General features: G+C 51.1%; 18 protein-coding genes. 4 read left to right on the top strand and 14 right to left on the bottom strand.

The window, feature by feature from the left end; translation table 11 throughout:
* Nucleotides 1–34 precede the first annotated feature (34 nt).
* Nucleotides 35–1792 (top strand): Rqc2 family fibronectin-binding protein, encoded by a 1758-nt coding sequence (locus CRG97_RS09980; RefSeq protein WP_098742825.1) that lies wholly within the window; start codon nt 35–37, stop codon nt 1790–1792.
* A 176-nt stretch (nt 1793–1968) separates the two neighbouring features.
* On the opposite strand, the gene CRG97_RS09975 is transcribed toward CRG97_RS09980, so the two are convergent.
* The 9 genes from CRG97_RS09975 to CRG97_RS09935 all read right to left on the bottom strand — a co-directional run bounded on the left by CRG97_RS09975 (nt 1969) and on the right by CRG97_RS09935 (nt 11043).
* A complete protein-coding gene (locus CRG97_RS09975) occupies nt 1969–2835 on the bottom strand; it encodes a PHP domain-containing protein (protein ID WP_098742824.1) in 867 nt (288 codons plus the stop codon).
* Nucleotides 2836–2873: 38 nt separating this feature from the next.
* Nucleotides 2874–3779, bottom strand: coding sequence for a selenium metabolism-associated LysR family transcriptional regulator (locus tag CRG97_RS09970; RefSeq protein ID WP_098742823.1), 906 nt, complete (start codon nt 3777–3779; stop codon nt 2874–2876).
* Nucleotides 3780–3897: 118 nt separating this feature from the next.
* Nucleotides 3898–4335: a hypothetical protein gene (locus CRG97_RS09965; RefSeq protein WP_071223691.1), complete on the bottom strand. Its 438-nt coding sequence runs from the start codon at nt 4333–4335 to the stop codon at nt 3898–3900.
* 430 nt (nt 4336–4765) lie between these two features.
* Complete coding sequence (locus CRG97_RS09960) at nt 4766–5029, bottom strand: YlbG family protein (protein WP_076320721.1); 264 nt, start codon at nt 5027–5029, stop codon at nt 4766–4768.
* A 47-nt stretch (nt 5030–5076) separates the two neighbouring features.
* Entirely contained in the window at nt 5077–5514 is a 438-nt protein-coding gene (locus tag CRG97_RS09955) for a YlbF/YmcA family competence regulator (RefSeq protein WP_098743096.1), read from the bottom strand.
* A gap of 104 nt (nt 5515–5618) precedes the next feature.
* Nucleotides 5619–7334: a helicase-associated domain-containing protein gene (locus tag CRG97_RS09950; RefSeq protein WP_098742822.1), complete on the bottom strand. Its 1716-nt coding sequence runs from the start codon at nt 7332–7334 to the stop codon at nt 5619–5621.
* Nucleotides 7331–9136 carry a DNA repair helicase XPB gene (locus CRG97_RS09945; protein ID WP_481856188.1) on the bottom strand — a complete coding sequence of 602 codons (1806 nt, stop codon included), beginning with the start codon at nt 9134–9136 and terminating at the stop codon, nt 7331–7333. Before CRG97_RS09945 ends, CRG97_RS09950 begins: the two co-directional genes overlap by 4 nt.
* Nucleotides 9137–9330: 194 nt before the next feature.
* Nucleotides 9331–10503, bottom strand: a complete 1173-nt coding sequence (locus CRG97_RS09940) for a M20 family metallopeptidase (RefSeq protein WP_098742820.1) — start codon at nt 10501–10503, stop codon at nt 9331–9333.
* Nucleotides 10504–10533: 30 nt separating this feature from the next.
* The gene (locus tag CRG97_RS09935) at nt 10534–11043 is read right to left on the bottom strand and encodes an NUDIX hydrolase (protein WP_098742819.1); all 510 of its coding nucleotides are present in this window, start codon (nt 11041–11043) and stop codon (nt 10534–10536) included.
* Between the two features lie 253 nt (nt 11044–11296).
* Here CRG97_RS09935 and CRG97_RS09930 point away from each other — a divergent pair, with 253 nt between their 5' ends.
* Both CRG97_RS09930 and ftsW read left to right on the top strand, forming a co-directional pair.
* The gene (locus CRG97_RS09930; RefSeq protein WP_076320716.1) at nt 11297–11644 is read left to right on the top strand and encodes a YugN family protein; all 348 of its coding nucleotides are present in this window, start codon (nt 11297–11299) and stop codon (nt 11642–11644) included.
* Between the two features lie 11 nt (nt 11645–11655).
* Nucleotides 11656–12873, top strand: coding sequence for a putative lipid II flippase FtsW (gene ftsW / locus CRG97_RS09925; protein WP_098742818.1), 1218 nt, complete (start codon nt 11656–11658; stop codon nt 12871–12873).
* Between the two features lie 56 nt (nt 12874–12929).
* Here the strand turns inward: ftsW and CRG97_RS09920 are convergent, their stop codons facing one another.
* Nucleotides 12930–13316, bottom strand: coding sequence for an Asp23/Gls24 family envelope stress response protein (locus CRG97_RS09920; protein ID WP_009589611.1), 387 nt, complete (start codon nt 13314–13316; stop codon nt 12930–12932).
* A 187-nt stretch (nt 13317–13503) separates the two neighbouring features.
* Here CRG97_RS09920 and cax point away from each other — a divergent pair, with 187 nt between their 5' ends.
* Nucleotides 13504–14577 carry a calcium/proton exchanger gene (gene cax / locus CRG97_RS09915; RefSeq protein ID WP_098742817.1) on the top strand — a complete coding sequence of 358 codons (1074 nt, stop codon included), beginning with the start codon at nt 13504–13506 and terminating at the stop codon, nt 14575–14577.
* Nucleotides 14578–14703: 126 nt separating this feature from the next.
* Here the strand turns inward: cax and CRG97_RS09910 are convergent, their stop codons facing one another.
* The 4 genes from CRG97_RS09910 to CRG97_RS09895 all read right to left on the bottom strand — a co-directional run bounded on the left by CRG97_RS09910 (nt 14704) and on the right by CRG97_RS09895 (nt 17563).
* Nucleotides 14704–14991, bottom strand: coding sequence for an Fpa/YlaN family protein (locus CRG97_RS09910; protein ID WP_009589686.1), 288 nt, complete (start codon nt 14989–14991; stop codon nt 14704–14706).
* A 150-nt stretch (nt 14992–15141) separates the two neighbouring features.
* Nucleotides 15142–15387 (bottom strand): HPr family phosphocarrier protein, encoded by a 246-nt coding sequence (locus CRG97_RS09905; RefSeq protein ID WP_071223684.1) that lies wholly within the window; start codon nt 15385–15387, stop codon nt 15142–15144.
* Nucleotides 15388–15482: 95 nt separating this feature from the next.
* Nucleotides 15483–16598, bottom strand: a complete 1116-nt coding sequence (locus CRG97_RS09900; RefSeq protein ID WP_098742816.1) for an aminopeptidase — start codon at nt 16596–16598, stop codon at nt 15483–15485.
* Nucleotides 16599–16729: 131 nt separating this feature from the next.
* Complete coding sequence (locus tag CRG97_RS09895; protein WP_098742815.1) at nt 16730–17563, bottom strand: hypothetical protein; 834 nt, start codon at nt 17561–17563, stop codon at nt 16730–16732.
* Nucleotides 17564–17589: the final 26 nt, after the last annotated feature.

Here is a 17589-nt window from a genome sequence, read left to right as displayed (position 1 = left end):
TAGGAAGGGTAACAGACAGATAGGAGAATGAAGGATGGCATTAGACGGCATTGTCACACGTGCGATCGTGCATGAGCTTCAATCATGCCGGGGCGCACGGATCAATAAAATATATCAACCGAACGATCGGGACATCGTGTTTCATATACGCACCCAGCAGGGAAACGCCAAGCTGCTGCTATCCGCAAACCCCACGTATCCCAGGGTTCATCTGACGCAGGAGACCTTTCTGAATCCGGCCGAAGCCCCTATGTTTTGCATGATTCTGCGCAAGCATTGCGAGAGCGGCATCATCGAGGACATCCAGCAGGTCGGTATGGAACGAATTATCCATTTTACGATCCGGCAGCGCGACGAACTTGGGGATATCTCCTCCAAGAAAATCATCGTCGAACTGATGGGCAGACACAGTAACATCATTCTGCTCGACCCAGCAAGCGACACCATTCTGGACGGCATCAACCATGTGACACCCGCCATCAGCAGCTATCGCGTGGTCATGCCGGGATTCTCCTATACGAATCCGCCGGAGCAGCACAAGCTGAATCCGCTCGAAACCTTGCAGGAAGCCTTCCGGGAATCTTGTCTGATGAACGAGGAGCAGGCCGTTCCATGGTTGGTCGGCGCGTTCAGCGGCCTCAGTCCGCTCGCGGCCCAGGAAATTGCCCACCGCGCAGGGGAAAGCAGTGCTGGCGGGGTTGAAGGGGAAAAAGATTGCGGCAGCCTGTGGAGCGTTTTTGATGAGCTCATGGAACAAGTTCGTAACCATCAATATACGCCCGTTACAGGCGTCAATGTCAAGGGGAAATCGGTGTTCTCCGTCATTCCGCTGACCTTGCTGGTGGACGCACCCACAACCTACGAGTCGGTCAGTCGATGCATGGAGGATTATTACGGGGATAAGGCGCAGCGGGATACGGTTAAACAGAAGGTAAGCGATCTCCTCCGATTCCTGCAGAATGAACGGACGAAGAACATCAAGAAACTGGATAATCTGAATAAGGACTTGGAAGAAGCCGGGGATGCCGACCGGTATCGTATCTTTGGCGAGCTTCTCTTCGCCTCGCTCCATCAGATTCAGAAGGGCGACCGTGAAGCCCAACTGGTTAACTTCTATGATGAAGAGCAGGCGACCGTCACCATCCCGCTGGATCCGCTCCTGACTCCGTCGGACAATGCACAGCGCTATTTCAAAAAATATAACAAGTACAAGAACAGCCTCGCGGTCATCGACGAACAATTAATCAAAACCCGCGAAGAGATCAACTATATCGAGAATCTTCTGCAGCAGCTGTCGCATGCTTCCTTGAGCGACATCGATGAAATCCGGGAAGAGCTGATCCAGCAGGGATACTTAAGAGACCGCAATCGTAAAGCGAAGAAAAAGAAGAAAAACGACAAGCCGACGCTGCATGTCTATACTTCATCCGAAGGCATCGAGCTTTACGTAGGCAAAAACAACCTTCAAAACGAGTACGTTACCAACCGCCTCGCTTCCTCTAACGATACATGGCTGCACACCAAGGATATCCCGGGCTCCCACGTGGTTATCCGCAGTAGCGAGTACGGGGATGCAACGCTGCAGGAAGCGGCACAGCTGGCTGCTTATTACAGTCAGGCGAAAGAATCGAGCAGTGTTCCCGTCGACTACACTCTCATTCGCCATGTACGCAAGCCGAATGGAGCCAAGCCCGGATTTGTCATTTATGACAATCAGAAAACGCTGTTTGTCACGCCGGACGAGCAGCGGATCAAAGCGATGCCCAGTTCGGTAAAAAACAATCGCAATTAAGATAATCTAAGACATCGATATATCGTTAATTCAACTAAAAAACGGGTACCCCGAAAGGTCGTATGACCAGCCGGGATGCCCGTTTTTTCTTATTCTCATGCCAGGATTCTCCTATACGAATCCGCCGGAGCCGCACAAACTTAATCCGCTCGAAACCGGGCAGTATTGTCGGGTTCTCAGCTCCTTGCCTGCGCCTGTTGAAGTTGATCCAACACCTGGATAGATACCTGGCGGCTTCCGATATCCCCATGGAATACCTGGCCCTGCCTCTCACCATGGTAATCCGATCCGGCGGTCACGATCAAGCCGTAATCTTCGGCCATGGCCAAGTAGCGTTTCTCCTCCGCTGCCCCATGGTCCGAATGATAGACTTCAATCCCTTTGAATGCAGCCTCTTCAATGACCGCTCTCACCAACTCGTCATCGCCGTAGAGCCCAGGGTGTGCAAGCACCGGCACACCCCCGGCTTCCCGTATCCATTCGCAGGCTTCCTTGGGATGAATCCGCGGCTGCGGCACATAAGCAGCTGCGCCCTGTGCGAGATAACGGTCGAAGGCATCCCTGAGATCGAGAGCATGGCCCTTCAGGACCAGCGCATCCGCAATATGCGGGCGGCCGATGCTCTCATCGGGTTCCAGCGGCCGTCCCAAGCCGGCGATGACTTCCTCCATCGTAAGCTCGATGCCAAGTTCTCCTAGCTTGCTCATGATCTTCTCATTACGCTTCTCCCTCGTGCGACGGAGCTCTGCCAGCCGCTCCAGAAATACGGGGTCCCGGTAATCTATGTAATAGCCTAGGACGTGAATATCCGTCCCGCCTGCCATGGTGCTGATTTCTACGCCAGGGACCACGACCATGTTCAGGCGTTCTCCGGCTTGCAGCGCCTCCTCGACACCGGCTACGGTGTCATGATCCGTTATAGCTAGCGCCCCAAGTCCCCGCTCGAAGGCAAGCTGCACGTTCTCCGAAGGTGTGTTCATCCCGTCCGAAGCCTGAGTGTGGGAATGAAGGTCGCAGCCTGTCCGATCCATCGATGTATCCATGATATTCAATCCCCTTTCGTTGTATGTGCGGGTGTGCTTTATCGCTGGTTTCGCTGGCGTTCCCTTAAATAGGCCAAAAACGTCATCGCCGACATCGGCAGCAGCGCTGACCGCAACTGAATGGAATAAAAGTTCCGTTTAAATGAGGCATCCGCAATATCGATCATTTTGACTAACCCGAGCGCGGTTTCATGCTTGACCGTTGAGGTCGACAGCATCGTAATGCCGAGCCCTTCCTCTACCGCCGATTTCACCGCTCCCGTACTCCCAAGCTCCATCACCGTCCGGATGCTCTCGGGATCGTACCCCCGCATAAGCAGCACATCCTCCATCACCTTCCGGGTGCCAGACCCCTTCTCACGAAGGACAAACGGATACTTCAGCACCTCCTCCAAATATATCGCATCTTCCCTTGTCGCTAAAGGATGGCTGGAAGGAACGATCAGTTTCAGTTCATCCTCCATAACCGAATCCAGGACCATATCCGGATGCTCGACAGGTGCCTCAATCAGCCCAAAATTCAATTGATGGCCAGCGATTTCCTCGAGAATCTGCGTGGTGTTCATGACTTTAAGCATGATGGATATATCGGGATACTCCCGGCCGAAGGGCCCCAGCAATCGAGGCAGCACGTACTCCCCGATGGTCAGGCTAGCCCCCAGTTGCAGTCTTCCCTGAAGCTTATTTGAGAATGCCGCCATCGCTGCGTCCGTCTCCTGCGACAGCTCCAGGCTCTTGCGGGCAAAAGGAAGCAGCGTCCTCCCGGCCTCGGACAATTCCATGCGCTTGGTGGAACGAATGAGGAGCTTTGTCCCAAAATATTCCTCCAGCGATTGTACCTGCATCGTCACAGCGGGCTGGCTCATATGAAGCGCCTGGGCAGCAGCGGAAAAACTCCCACGCTCTGCTACCGTGTAAAAAATATGTAGCTGATGAAAGTTCATAGCATCGATTCCCCTCTCGCTGCCTCTCTTTGTTATTATCATTGTAACGGATCAGAGCGGAGCATACAAAAAAGACATCCGCGCTTACGCTCGCATGCCATATGATGACTCTATTTCTTTATTTACGTTTCCGGCTATTCTTAATCAGTGTCATACGACGTGAATGGCGAAGCCATGAGTAATACGACTTCAGGTCTCGAAGCTCAATGGTTTCTGACATACGTCCCAAAAAAGTTACAATAATCATCCGATGCAGCGGGTTGCCAATCAAATCACGTTCATGCTCCAGTTCCGAAAACTCCGCCACAACCACCAGGTCGTCGTCAATCAGATAGACATCCTGTTCGTTGCGGTAATACGGCACGATCCGGTCCTGCTTCAGGCACTCCCACATCCAAGTCCCGATTTCCTCATGGGAGGTGTCGTTACCCTGAACCCGGTCCGTATAACGGCTCTTCGCATGATTGGTAATGACGATGTCGGCTACCTTTTTATCATTTAACGTAATATAAAACGGCTCATAGGTGCTCCACCGCTCAGTCCCTTTGTCGCGCATGGAATATCACTCTCCACCAAATGGGTCTTTGTATCTATGTATATATACCCAACATATTACATCATTCCACTGGCATTCACAAGATTGAAACCTCGCTTCTTGTGAACAATCACCGAAAATTTAGAAATATCTCTAGTTGTATCCTGTGCGTTAGGCGCTGACGTCGCCTGGAATGATGGCTTGATTAAAATGTAAATTGTACCTTACTTCTACTATTTTATCAAACAAGATTCCGATTTATGCCAATCTATCGCCATCAATCCATAATAAACTTTATAAAAAAGCGGATTTCCCTTGCGATACCAGGAAGTCCCATGCTCCAATTTTACACCTTCCAATATCTTAAAAAAAGCGGCCCCCGTGGGGGCCGCTTTACGCTCTTTATGCTAACTTATGCGTTAACGTTAGAGTCTTGATCAGGCACATCATGCTAAGGACCGTAAAACTTCGCTTTATCCGGCCCTTTGCTGCTGTACTCCGTCTTGATCTCATTCCGGAAGGAGCGCTCGATCTTACGAACGTAGGACAATCTCCGGATGTTCTTCATTGTTTCCTCGGCGCGGTCAGCATTGACGTACATGACAACATAATGCATGCGGCGTGATATATAGTGCACGCTGCCGTATTTCTCCAAATTTCTTGCTGCCTTCACATCGCTGACCCATATAATAAAACCGGTCCGTTCAGCCAACATCCTAAGCTCCTCGCCTCACTTTCGTCTCTATCTCTAGTCTATGCCTATTATCCGCACGAACAAGCTCCGCCGCTGCCGCACCCCTTCTTGGGAAGAGGATCGTTGCCAGGTACCTTGATGCTCTCCGAAACCGAAAAAGCAATCTTCTCCGACATCGAATGCAGCAGATCGTCCAGATTCTTCTCCGCCTGCTTAAACCGGGCTACAGGCTCGTAAGCCTCAAGCTCCGCCTCCACTGCGGCCACTTCATCCTTGGCCGAATGGTAATTCGGGTGAAAGTGACCGAACCGCTGAGTCTCTTCAAACAGCTCTTTCTTGGAATCAAGCTTTCTGATCAAAGCCTGAATCGTAGGATCACCTTCAACTGCCTGCTTCCAATATAGATAATCCGCCACTTCGACGGAAGCATTAATCATGTCGCCTATTTCATAGGCATAGGTGAGCACCTCGGCCATATCGACCGTGTTTATTTCCGATACGCTCATGAACTCATCCCGCTTTTCTAATAGTTTGGCCCACGCTTTATTTTTGTGGACTCTTTCATCATAGCATAACGCTCGTATCTTAAGAAGGGGGAATTCATACGCTTTTACGGAATCACAAGCCGCATTTCCTTCCATTCCCCTTCGCCTAACTGCACCACAATTCCCGTCATTTCGGAATCGGAATCCAGATCGTATAATGCTCCCGAAATTTTCCATGGCTGCCGCTCGAGCTGAAATGGAATAAACTCCATCCGGCTTCCATCGACCGCAATCTCTAATTTGGCTGACAATTCAAGCGCCTGCTCCATCATTTGCTTGGCCGTCGAACCGTGATAAGAGCGCCAATCCCGTGTCCACATGATGGGAATCCGGTTTAAATCCGGAACGATTGACGCTTTATCCGGAAGGCTGTCGTCCCATTCAAGAACAAGCTCACTGCGAGCTGGGCGAATCAATCCGCTGGAAGGGCAGCCTGGATAACGCGGCAAAGCGTAACGGTTATCTCCTTCATCACCGGCCCCGAATTCCGTTTCATCTTTCGGAGCTGCGCCGGCATACCGTAAAGACTCATTCCTCCCCGCGCGCTCAAGCTCCTTGCCCCACTGACAAAGGGCCGCGTACACATTCTCTGGAATTCCTGCCGCTGCATGCTCCGTGAAAAAAGCCGTGATCGCTTCCGGCCCCATTCCTGCAGTCGCCGCCTGAGCTACCGAATCCCTGGTCAGACGATAAACCGTCATTACGTCATCCGAGATGCGCTCCGTGCATAGGGCAGCCGTAAACTTGACCATATAAGGCACGTCAGGCGGAATCAATATATCAAAATCCGGCTGAATAAACAGCCGCGAAGATCCGGTGTCATCCTTACTGCTTCCACTCAACAAGGAGCAGGGATCCAAACGCCACCGGAACAGGAATTGACCATCGTGATCCATCCCAAGATCGGTGTAACCGCAACCGGTCAATAAACGGAGCCATGAAGCCGCATCCCCCGCGGACAACTCCCTTCCCCTAAGAGGATCCCCGTTCAGTGGTTCCTCGCCCTTTGCTAACATGTGCTGAGCATAATACCACATCCCTCCGATCCGTGATGAGTGGCAAATCTGCCATGTGAAATGCTGATACTCGGCCGAACCCGGAACATAGCGTTCCATCATGTGCAAAAGAACCAATCGGTCCATCGCTTCGCGTGAGAGTGCGAGCCAATGACGCAACGCGGTCATGTTCAGCCTAAGCTCCCTTTGCTCCAGGGCGACCAGCTCAAATGAAAATAGCAGATCCAATACGATCACAACATGCGGCGGGTAAACATCAGCGTGATCATATTGGAGAGTAAGCCCCTCGACATCGGATGGCGTTAATCCCACGATGCTCCCCAGCTTCTGAATAAACTTCTTATGTAGAACCCCTTTAGCGGTTATAGCCACCTGGTTCTTGGCCATATAGACAAGCACATTGAACATGTCAACTGCTATGCAGCTTCTTCCCTCATGCTGGAGCTTCACGGCAGCAGCGGGAACGGAATCCGCCTCGAGATTGCCAAAGGCCTCCTGGAGAATCTGAAGTTTATCAAAAGGAATGAAATACAGCCTCTCGCCCCAGCCCTGTTTGACCGCTTGAACCCATCGCTGCTGCCTCAAGGATAAGAAGGCGAGCTGTACTTCCACACCGCTCAGGCGTTGAACGCGAAGCGAGCGAAGCTTGTCGTCATCAAAGCTCTGCCCGGCAAAGCGGTTCCAAATATGATGAAGGACCGATCGCTCCTTCGGAAGAAGATGCTCTAAGCTTGTGGCTTCCGCCACGTCCTGCCGTTCCATCATCTCCACGAGGCCTCCTTCCCGTCAGGAATCTGCAAGCGATGCGTATGCCGCATCACTATGAGGTCAAGGGTGGCCGGATGCTTCGCTTGAATCGCGTGATATTCATATCCCTGCTCAATCAGAAACAGCTGGCGCCGGATCGCAAACATCTCCTCTCGGCTGTCCTCCGTCACCAACGCATAGAAATAAGCCCGATTCTCCCCCTGCTTCGGCCGCAGCAAGCGTCCAAGGCGTTGCGCCTCCTCCTGCCGTGAGCCGTAACTGCCCGAAACCTCGATCGCGACGGAAGCATCGGGCAGATCAACCGCGAAGTTAGCCACTTTCGAAACGACAAGTACACGGACGGCTCCTTCCCGGAAAGCCTTATACCATTCATTGCGCTGATCCTGCGTCATCTGCCCCGTAATGAGAGGGGCCTGCAGCTCTTCGGCAATGGCATGAAGCTGATCCAGGTATTGCCCAATGATCAGCGTCTGTGCATCCCTGTGGAGTTCTACGAGCTGCCTTATCACACGGAGCTTGGAGGGATTCTCGGCAGCCAGCCGATACTGTTCCCTTTTGCCTACCGTCTTGCAGGCTTCTCTTATCTCATCCGGCAGCGGCACCTTAATCTCCGTGCAGTCCACCGAAGCAATCCAGCCCTGCTCCTCCAGCCTTTTCCACGGCATTTCATATCGTTTGGGGCCGATCAGCGAGAACACGTCATGCTCCCTTCCATCCTCGCGAACCAAGGTGGCGGTCAGTCCAAGCCTGCGGGTTGCCTGAATATCGGCCGTCGCACGGAATACCGGGGCGGGGAGGAGATGGACTTCATCATAGATGATTAAGCCCCAGCGACGTTCATTAAACAGCTTCATATGCTGTTGTTCATCGCCCTTGCCCTGTCGGTGGGTCAAGATGTGATAGGTAGCGACCGTTACCGGCCTCACCTCTTTGCGCTGACCGGAGTATTCACCGATCTCCTCCGCGGAGAGCGTGGTTTTCTGCAGCAGCTCGTCGATCCACTGCCTTACAGACGTTGTGTTGGAGGTGAGAATCAGGGTCTCGCACTGCAGATCGAGCATGGCAGCGATGCCAATCACCGTTTTCCCGGCACCGCAGGGCAGGACAAGCACCCCGTTCCCTCCTTCTCCGCCGATATCCCGAAAGGACTCGGTAGCCTTCTGCTGATAGTCGCGAAGCTTGAATCGCTGATCGTTTGAGCCGCCGCTTAAACCTTCGCCTCTCTCCGTGCCCGGTGTTTCTCCTCGCCAAAGGATGTTCAGATATTGCCCGTCCAAATATCCCGCCTGATCCAGCACAGGATAGCCAAGCCGGGTCAACTCCTGCTTTAATAGGCCACGCCGGTCTGAGGGCACCTCTGCCTCGTTTGCCGAAATCAACCGAACGCCGATTTCCATCAGGGAACGCTTGGACATGAGCTCCTGCATCAGGGCTTCACTATTGCTGTGTAGCAGCAATGAACGATCCTGTGTGAGATGCGGGAGCAGCGACAGCTGTCCGTAACGCCCAACGAGCTGGATAACCTCTTCCAGCAGGGCTGCCGGTACATCCCAACGTGATAGCGACTGAAGGCTCGAACAAATCGCCTCAGCCGTCAATCCTCCGGCAGCGGCGTTCCATAAGGATAACGGGGACAGGCGATATGTATGAAAAGACGTAGGACTTTTGATCAATTCCGCATACTGGGCCAGTTGTTCGCGTGCGGCCTCAGCATCCGCATGAGCGGTCTCAAGCAAGATGGTCCGATCCCGCTGGACGATGCATGGCTTGTTATTCACTCTAATCCCTCCTCGTAACATTTGGTTCTCTATTTTTCATGGCCTGGGTTAAGAAAAACGTCTATCGACGTACTTTCTCAGAAGACAGACCGCATATAGCGGAGGTTAAAAAAAAGAAGCCCACATCCATATCCATGGATTTGAACTTCCCCTATGATCAATAGGATTTCCAAATGACGAGCGTTCATGCGCGATGATGGCGATTTTCTTAAAGTCTAGTCCCCGTTCTGATAACTCGACACCATCTCGACCAGCAGCTTCGCCCCATAACGCATAGCATCTTCATCAAAGTCGAACATCGGGTGATGATGCGGATAGATTGCCCCCTTGTCCGGGTTACCGGCTCCAACAAAAATGAAGCAGCCTGGAATTTCCATCAAGTAATAAGCAAAATCCTCCGCTGGCATCAGTTTGGGCGAGACCTTGACCTGATCCGCTTCGAATACTTTCGGTGCCGTACGGAAGAACCGCGCGGTTTCGGTCTCATCATTCACCAAGGGTGGATAACCGACGAGATATCGGACCGCTGCCTTCGTGCCGTAGGTTTCCGAAACCGTCCGGGTCATATGTTCGATCCGCTCCCGGATCAATGTCCGGGTAGGTTCGTCAAAGGTGCGCACCGTTCCCGTGATCCGGCAAGAGGAAGCAATTACGTTTTGCGCCGTTCCGGCCTGCATCGTTCCTACCGTAACCACGGCAGGCTGCAGTGGATCTACCGTGCGGCTTACAATGGTTTGGAGCTGCATAACAAGCGCTGCCCCCGCTACCAGAGCATCGGCTGTCACATGCGGCATACCGCCATGTCCCCCGCGCCCTGTAATATCAATGAAAAACTCATCCGCCGCAGCCATCAGCGGACCCGGCGCGCTCGCTGCGGTCCCTACCGGAAACGGCGTCCATAAGTGGAGACCATAAACGACGTCGGCTCCGTCAAGCGCTCCATCCTTGATCATCTCTATCGCACCGCCGGGACAGACTTCCTCCGCCGGCTGGAACATAAAACGGATTTCGCCCCGAACTTCTTCCGGATACGTGCTGTAATAAGCAGCGGCCCCCAGCAGCATGGAGGTATGCCCATCATGCCCGCAAGCGTGCATCACGCCTTGCACCCGAGATTTGTACTCGCAGCTCTTGCCGTCTTCAATCGGCAGCGCATCCATGTCGGAACGTAGCACAGCAGTCCTGCCAGGTTTATCCCCTTTTAGAATTCCTATAACGCCATGCCCGCCCACACCTGTCTTGACCTCCAAGCCAAGCTCCTGCAGCCGGGTTGCTATAAATGTCGAAGTTTCCTTCTCCTGGAATGAAAGTTCCGGGTGCATATGTAAATGACGACGCCACTCCACCATCCGTGGATACCATTGTTCCCAAAATGCTTCCTTCGTCAAGTTCCATCATCCTCCCCCGCCATATGCGGCTCAATCGATCGCAAGAAATCCGTAAAGCTTGCTCAGCAGCAGTCCGTGCCCAACCATGGCATCCATTCGGCCGCCTTCCTTGATCTTGCGATATACATCCCTGAGCGGGACCCACACAGCTCTAACATCTTCGTCCTCATCTTGATTCGACTCTTGGCTGCCGGACACCTTCAAATCGTCGGTGAAATAAAAATGAACGTTCCGGTTGGCCAGAGAAGCCATCGGATAAGCACTGCCCATGTAGGACAGGTCCTTGCACAGCACGCCTGCCTCTTCCTCAAGCTCCCGCTTCACGGCAAGCTTCCGTTCCTCACCCGGTTTCACCGTTCCGCCGGGGAGCTCCCAGGTGATCTCATGAACCGCTTCCCGGTGCTGGCATACCAAGAGCAGATACCCTTGATGAACGGCCACAACCGCTGCCGATTCCGGAATCCGGTCAATCACGACAATTTCCTTCTGCCCGTTCTCTTCCACTACATAATAATCCGTGCGGTAAACGACGCGATTCATCGGCCATATCCACCCTTCGCTTAAAGTGAAGTCCTATGAATATATAACCACCAGGATGGAAAGCGTACATTTCACAGCGTTTTCACTTCCATTTATTTTAGCAGAAAAGAAGAATGCCTGTCGTTATCAAAATCTCACCCTGGATAAAAGGTCTCAATTGAAGCGTGACGGGCCGTACAGGCTTGCACAAGTTCCTGAAACATACTATCATATTAAAGAACTTTGCAAGGACTATTAAGGGGGTTACAACCACATGATTTTTGAAAATACAGGCTTGGACGGATTGCACAGCGATTTAGCTTACCTTGATGAATGTGCCGAGAAAGTAGGCTTCATTCGTTGGCAGTGGGAATACTACCGCGCTACATATGACTTGAAAATCGAAGATAAAAAAAATCAGGCTGAATACTTCCTGCGCATTAACACCCGCGCTGTTGAAGGCAAGCTCGAAAAACCGGACGCCATCCTCAAAATCGAAGCGGTATACCTGGGTAGAGCCACGTTCCCGCACGGACTTGAGTATGAATCCATGGCTCCACAGCCCGTTATGAATGTGGCTACCAAGAAGCTTCAAGAGCTCAAAGCTCTTCTGGAAGCGTAAGGTCGAACATTATGAATACGACCAAACCTCAGCCGAAGAGAGGGACGCCTGATTTTCAACTGCTGATCCTTACCTTGCTGTTAGTGGGATTCGGACTGATCATGGTGTTCAGTTCCAGCTCCAGCTTGGCCGTTTTCAATGAAAAATTCAATAACGATCCGCTGCATTTTACGAAGCGGCAAGTCGCGTTTGCCGTCCTTGGCACGTTGGTTATGTTTGTTGCCATGAATATCAACTATAAGAAATACAAGCAGCTATTCATACCGGTGTTTTTTCTAACCTTGATGCTGCTGATTCTTGTGGTGATCATCGGTTCCGCAACCAACGGAGCCACAAGCTGGTTTAACCTGGGGAAATTCGGCATCCAGCCGACCGAACTGGCCAAAATTGCGACCATTGTCTATCTGGCAGCGCTGATTACCAAAAAAGGGGAACGAATCCGTCAATGGAAGGGCGGTTTCTTCCCCGTACTCATTATTGTAGGGGTCGTAGCGGGACTTATCATGCTTCAGCCGGATTTAGGCTCCTGCTTCATCCTCGTGGCTACGAGCGGGCTGCTGATCTATGCTGGCGGCGCCAGCCTCAAGCATATCCTGGGATGTATCTCGCTTGTCGCGCTTGGCCTGGTACTCACTCTGGGCGTCGGTGCACTCTTTAACTCCAGCGGAGATCAGGAGCAGGCTTCCAAGAACTACAAGATGGGCCGGATCGAGGCTTTCATGGACCCGTTCCACGATGAGTCGGACACGGGCTACAATTTGGTGCAATCGCTGATCGCCATCGGACAGGGCGGTGTCACTGGAGCTGGTTACGGGGAGAGCGTGCAGAAGCTTCATTACCTGCCGAATCCTTACAATGACTTTATCTTTTCGGTCATCGGCGAAGAATTCGGTTTTATCGGAACTGCGATATTCCTCCTGCTCTACTTATACTTTATCCTGCGAGGGATCATTGTGTCGCTTCGCTGCTCGGATCCGTTCGGAACCTTGACCGGCGTCGGCATCATGGGACTAATCGCCATACAGGCCTTCATCAATATCGGTGGGGTTACCAATACCATCCCGATAACGGGCGTTACCCTCCCATTCATCAGTTATGGCGGATCCTCGCTGCTGGTTATGATGCTGAGCATGGGAATCGTGCTTAGCATATCCAGGGACAGCAACCGTCCGATGAAAGAGGAGCAAGTTAAATCCGTAATTAAAAAAGACTACCGGGCAATCGGGTAGTCTTTTTTCTCGGTTTTTTTCATCATCAGCGGGGAACGAATCCCCTATGGTACGTCTTATTTGGCTCGAAGCTGAATATCGTCGATTTCATCGTCTTTAAAAGCTACGCCTTCGACCTTCACATTGACCTCAACCACACGAAGTCCTGTCATGCTCTCGACAGCTTCGCGGACATTCTGTTGAAGCATGCGGCACACTTCATGTATAGGTGTCTCATAAAGCACGATAATCCGCAGGTCAATCGCCGCTTCCAGCTGACCTACTTCTACGGTAACACCCTTTTGCACATTTTTGCCGCTCAGTCGCTTAGCCCAGCCCTCGGACAATCCACCGGACATTGCTGCAATACCTGGGGTTTCCAAGGCAGCCAATCCGGCAATTTTCGAGACGACATCATCCGATATTCGAATCAAACCGTTATCCAGTTGAAGTTGTTCCGTCATGCCATTTCCTCCTTCACCTCATTATCCGTTATTGTAAATGGTAACGGGCCTAAAAAGCAAATGCTCCTTTCTGAAAAGAAGGATAATTTTCCGAAAAATTTGGGTATATTGTAAAAAGCGATACGAGAATCGTCGTTTCCGCTCGCAAGAACTCATCAATACATAAACCATAAGGTAGGTGTCGATTATGAAAAAATGGCTAAACCCCGCGCTGCTCATCTTCACTTTTTTGCTTAGTGCGCTGGGGCATTTTGCGAATTGGAACTTCACGCTCCAATTCATTCTGTCTGCCATCTCAGTTATTTTTGTCGCCGGTTTCCTTGGCAAAGCAACCGAAAGCGTCGCGCATTACGCCGGTCAACGGCTCGGTGGATTCCTGAACGCCACCTTCGGTAACGCGGCGGAGCTGATCATTGCCATCCTGCTGATCAAGGAAGGCTTGTACGATATGGTGAAAGCAAGCATCACCGGCTCCATTATTGGCAACCTGCTGCTCGTCCTCGGACTCAGCCTGTTTGCCGGGGGCCTCAAATTTAAAATCCAAAAATACAACGTGACGCTGGCAGGTCTGAACGGATCCCTGATGACACTGGCGATTATTGCGCTGTTTATCCCTGCTGTCTTTCTGAATACCCACTCCATTACGGAGAGTGAGACCAAGACGCTCAGCCTCATTGTGGCGGGAATTCTTATCGTGGCCTACATCGCATGGCTGGGGTTCTCGATGATCACCCACAAGAACTATTTGGCGGATGTCAGCGACGATAATGATCAGGATGCGCTGCCGCATGAGCACGGTCCCATCTGGTCCAAGAAACGCTCAATACTGTACCTCGTTGTCGCTACGGTGATGGTTGCATTTGTCAGTGAATGGCTTGTCGGGGTGCTTGAGCCTATCAGCCACGAGTATGGCCTCAGCGAGCTGTTTATCGGGGCATTCCTTGTAGCGATTATCGGTAACGCAGCCGAGCACAGTGCAGCCATTATGCTCGCCATGAAGAACAAAATCGGCGCCGCCGTTGAAATTGCCGTCGGCAGCAGCCTGCAGATTGCCCTGTTTGTTGCTCCCGTGCTCGTGTTCATCAGCTTCTTCCTTGGGGATACGATGGATCTCGTGTTTACCACGCTGGAGCTGGTTGCTATCGGTGTCGCCGTATTCATTGCCAGATCCATTACGCAAGACGGTGCATCTAACTGGTATGAGGGCCTTCTGCTGCTCGCCGTATACGTCATACTGGGCGTCTCGTTCTTCCTCGTCTAAATGTAATGTAAGGAAAGGTAAGCCCACACAGCTGCCTACAACGTGTGCGATAATTCACAAGAAAAAAACGCATGCCGCCTGAGTGCGACATGCGTTTCTCTATGTATGCGCCTGTACGAATACAGGCTATTTGGATTGATTCATGGCTTCGTACAGGACCGCCAGATTGCGTTCAAGCTTGCTGATCAGCTGCTTTCCCGTACTTTCCGGAAGAAGCCCGGCCCGCACCGCGAAATCAACCTCTTTTGAAAAACCGTACATTTGGGTATCCAGCACTTCCTCATAGAGAGGGCAATAACGGGTCGCCAGATTCTCCATCTGTACTTCAATAAGCTTTAGGATTTTATCTGCATCTTCATGAAGAAGACTGATCGCTTTTAAATTCAGCTGTTCCTGTAAATCAGATGAAGTCATGATCTTCCCCCCTATGTCAAAAATCACAGCACAGTTACTACCTTTAATATTAGTCGAAATCGTTTCTCAATACAAGGACCTGAACAAAATAGACCCTTTCTCTACGAAAAAACACCCTTCCATTCTATGGAAGGGTGTTTTTGGCGACTGTTATTCAGCCACGACGGATACATTCAAACCATGCTTGGTGAATACGTCGATCATTGCTTTTTTAGCTGCATCAGCATCAGGTCCATGAACATGCAGTTCATAGCTTTGGCTGTTGACAAGCGTTGTGAACAGACCCAAGATGCTCTTAACATCAATGTACTTGTTCTCGGCCTGCAAAACGATGGAGGATGAGAACTGGCTAGCGGTTTGCGAAATTTCTACGATAGATTGATTGTTATTGGACATACGAATCCCTCCGTAACTTTAGGATCTGAATAAAGCTCATCACTGCACCTTCATGATACATTGAATCCGTTTTCTTATGCAACATTTTTTCCAATCTATTTAAGATTTTCCGGATTTAACGCTGCCAGTTCTGGAATAACAAATATACCATCCTTCCGAATCAAGCGATCATCAAAGTAGATTTCCCCGCCGCCGTACTCCGGACGCTGGATCAAAACGAGATCCCAGTGAATCGAGGAACGATTGCCGTTGTCTGTTACATCATATGCTTGACCTGGCGTAAAATGCAGGCTTCCGGCGATTTTCTCATCAAACAGAATATCTTTCATCGGTGTCAAAATGTATGGGTTGAAGCCGATGGCAAATTCGCCGATATGTCTTGCACCTTCATCCGCATCCAAAATCTCGTTCAAACGTTTGGTGTCGCTGCCGGTTGCTTCAACAATTTTCCCGTTTTCAAAGCGGAATTTAATATTCTCGAAGGTTACGCCATTGTAGAGAGTCGGTGTATTGTAAGCGATTGTTCCGTTAACTGAATCACGAACAGGCGCTGTATATACCTCGCCATCCGGAATGTTTTTCTGACCGGAGCATTTCTCCGCACCGATGTTTTTGATCGAGAAGCTGAGATCCGTTCCCGGTCCCACGATGCGAACCTTGTCGGTCTTTCTCATCAGCTCGGCCAAAGGATCCTGGGCGCGGTCCATTTTGGAGTAATCCAGATTGCACACATCGAAGTAGAAATCCTCAAACGCCTCGGTGCTGGTGTTGGCAAGCTGCGCCATGCTGGCGTTCGGATAGCGGAGAACCACCCACTTCGTACGCTTGACGCGCTCTTCGCTATGTACGGGGTGCGAATAAAGTGCATTATACAGCTTCATGTTTTCCTCAGGCACGTCAGCCATATCGTTGACGTTCTCGCCTGCGCGGATACCGATGTAACAATCCATTTTCTTCATTCGCTCAAGATCCAGCTCAGCCCACAGCTCAAGCTGCTCCTTATTTGCGTTCTTCAGCATGGCACGTTGAACCGTGCGATCTGTCAATTGCACGAACGGGCGGCCACCTTGATTCGAAACCTCCTCAATGATGGCATTCAGCAGATCGCGCTCCGATCCAATCATTTCGATGAGCACATTTTCGCCCGGCTGCATATCTACCGAATAGTTCACGAGATTTTGAGCCAATTTTTGAATTCTGGGATCACGCATATGTCATATCCTCCTTATGATGACTGTTCCCTACGTTATGAATTGAACAGCGGTAAATTTATTCATTATTGTAGCATGCGAACAGCCTTAAGTCAGCGTTCATCGTTAAAAAAATTTTCATGGCGATCCCTTCAATAACCAGTAAATGTAACATCGGACAGCAGCGTTTCCGTGCGGGTTTTGCCTTGTTCATCAACAAAAAACAACGTTCGTTCCATAGTCAGTTTGGTAGGAAGCTGTTTTTTTTTGTTAATCGTTACATGAGAAACCGAAACAGTGTCCGCCTTGCTCAACATGCTCTTCATTTCATTATAGTCCCGCTCCCACACGGCCTTCAGTCGTTTGCGTACCTTCGGATCTTCACTGTACAGCGGATCCCCTTTGCGTTCGATCCGTTCCGCCAGCGTCTTCATCTGCTTATCCAGCGATCCATAGACCATATGGGCTGCCGCCTCGGGAGACAGCTCGATGCGCAGCACCTTGGTTCCTCTTGCCGCCCCCAACTCCTGGGTCACCGTCTTCTCCGAATTTCCGATATACTCCAGCAGTTCTAGCGGATTCAAGCGGGTTATCCACATTTCCTCGACATGTCCTGATGAGAGCGTGCTCCACTTGCCTTCCTTGCGCTTCAGGGACACGGTAAGTCCATCCGCTTGATATACCGAATCGGCAGATACCTTATCCTTATCATTAGGTATGGTTGTGCCCTTGTTCCTTGAGGATAGTGTCAGATCCGTATGATGCTGCAGATTGCCTTCAAATGCTAAACTTTGCTGAAACGGTCCGTTTTCTCCGCTCCGAATCGCCGCTTCTCCCCGAAATGAGAAATTATCAACGCCAGACAGCCCCGACAGGGCGCGGTTAAACGACTCTTCGGCAGACAATTGATCTTGCCAGGCACATCCGGTTAAGCAAAAGACAAACAAAACCATTCCGATGACGCTCCGTGATCTTCTTATTCTCATAATCATCAGCCCCTCGTTGATCTTTC

This window comes from Paenibacillus sp. EZ-K15 (genome assembly GCF_002573715.1).
In the GTDB taxonomy this organism is placed as follows: Bacteria; Bacillota; Bacilli; order Paenibacillales; family Paenibacillaceae; genus Paenibacillus_AQ.
The sequence above is the reverse complement of the archived record's forward strand: the minus strand, read 5'-3'. Positions and strand labels throughout refer to the sequence as shown.

Bases quoted from the DNA above. Each gene is read 5' to 3' on its own strand.
- CRG97_RS09980 (WP_098742825.1), top strand. From the start codon at position 35: ATGGCATTAGACGGCATTGTCACACGTGCGATCGTGCATGAGCTTCAA.
- CRG97_RS09975 (WP_098742824.1), bottom strand. From the start codon at position 2,835: ATGGATACATCGATGGATCGGACAGGCTGCGACCTTCATTCCCACACT.
- CRG97_RS09970 (WP_098742823.1), bottom strand. From the start codon at position 3,779: ATGAACTTTCATCAGCTACATATTTTTTACACGGTAGCAGAGCGTGGG.
- CRG97_RS09965 (WP_071223691.1), bottom strand. From the start codon at position 4,335: ATGCGCGACAAAGGGACTGAGCGGTGGAGCACCTATGAGCCGTTTTAT.
- CRG97_RS09960 (WP_076320721.1), bottom strand. From the start codon at position 5,029: ATGTTGGCTGAACGGACCGGTTTTATTATATGGGTCAGCGATGTGAAG.
- CRG97_RS09955 (WP_098743096.1), bottom strand. From the start codon at position 5,514: ATGAGCGTATCGGAAATAAACACGGTCGATATGGCCGAGGTGCTCACC.
- CRG97_RS09950 (WP_098742822.1), bottom strand. From the start codon at position 7,334: ATGATGGAACGGCAGGACGTGGCGGAAGCCACAAGCTTAGAGCATCTT.
- CRG97_RS09945 (WP_481856188.1), bottom strand. From the start codon at position 9,136: ATGTTACGAGGAGGGATTAGAGTGAATAACAAGCCATGCATCGTCCAG.
- CRG97_RS09935 (WP_098742819.1), bottom strand. From the start codon at position 11,043: ATGAATCGCGTCGTTTACCGCACGGATTATTATGTAGTGGAAGAGAAC.
- CRG97_RS09930 (WP_076320716.1), top strand. From the start codon at position 11,297: ATGATTTTTGAAAATACAGGCTTGGACGGATTGCACAGCGATTTAGCT.
- ftsW (WP_098742818.1), top strand. From the start codon at position 11,656: ATGAATACGACCAAACCTCAGCCGAAGAGAGGGACGCCTGATTTTCAA.
- CRG97_RS09920 (WP_009589611.1), bottom strand. From the start codon at position 13,316: ATGACGGAACAACTTCAACTGGATAACGGTTTGATTCGAATATCGGAT.
- cax (WP_098742817.1), top strand. From the start codon at position 13,504: ATGAAAAAATGGCTAAACCCCGCGCTGCTCATCTTCACTTTTTTGCTT.
- CRG97_RS09910 (WP_009589686.1), bottom strand. From the start codon at position 14,991: ATGACTTCATCTGATTTACAGGAACAGCTGAATTTAAAAGCGATCAGT.
- CRG97_RS09905 (WP_071223684.1), bottom strand. From the start codon at position 15,387: ATGTCCAATAACAATCAATCTATCGTAGAAATTTCGCAAACCGCTAGC.
- CRG97_RS09900 (WP_098742816.1), bottom strand. From the start codon at position 16,598: ATGCGTGATCCCAGAATTCAAAAATTGGCTCAAAATCTCGTGAACTAT.
- CRG97_RS09895 (WP_098742815.1), bottom strand. From the start codon at position 17,563: ATGAGAATAAGAAGATCACGGAGCGTCATCGGAATGGTTTTGTTTGTC.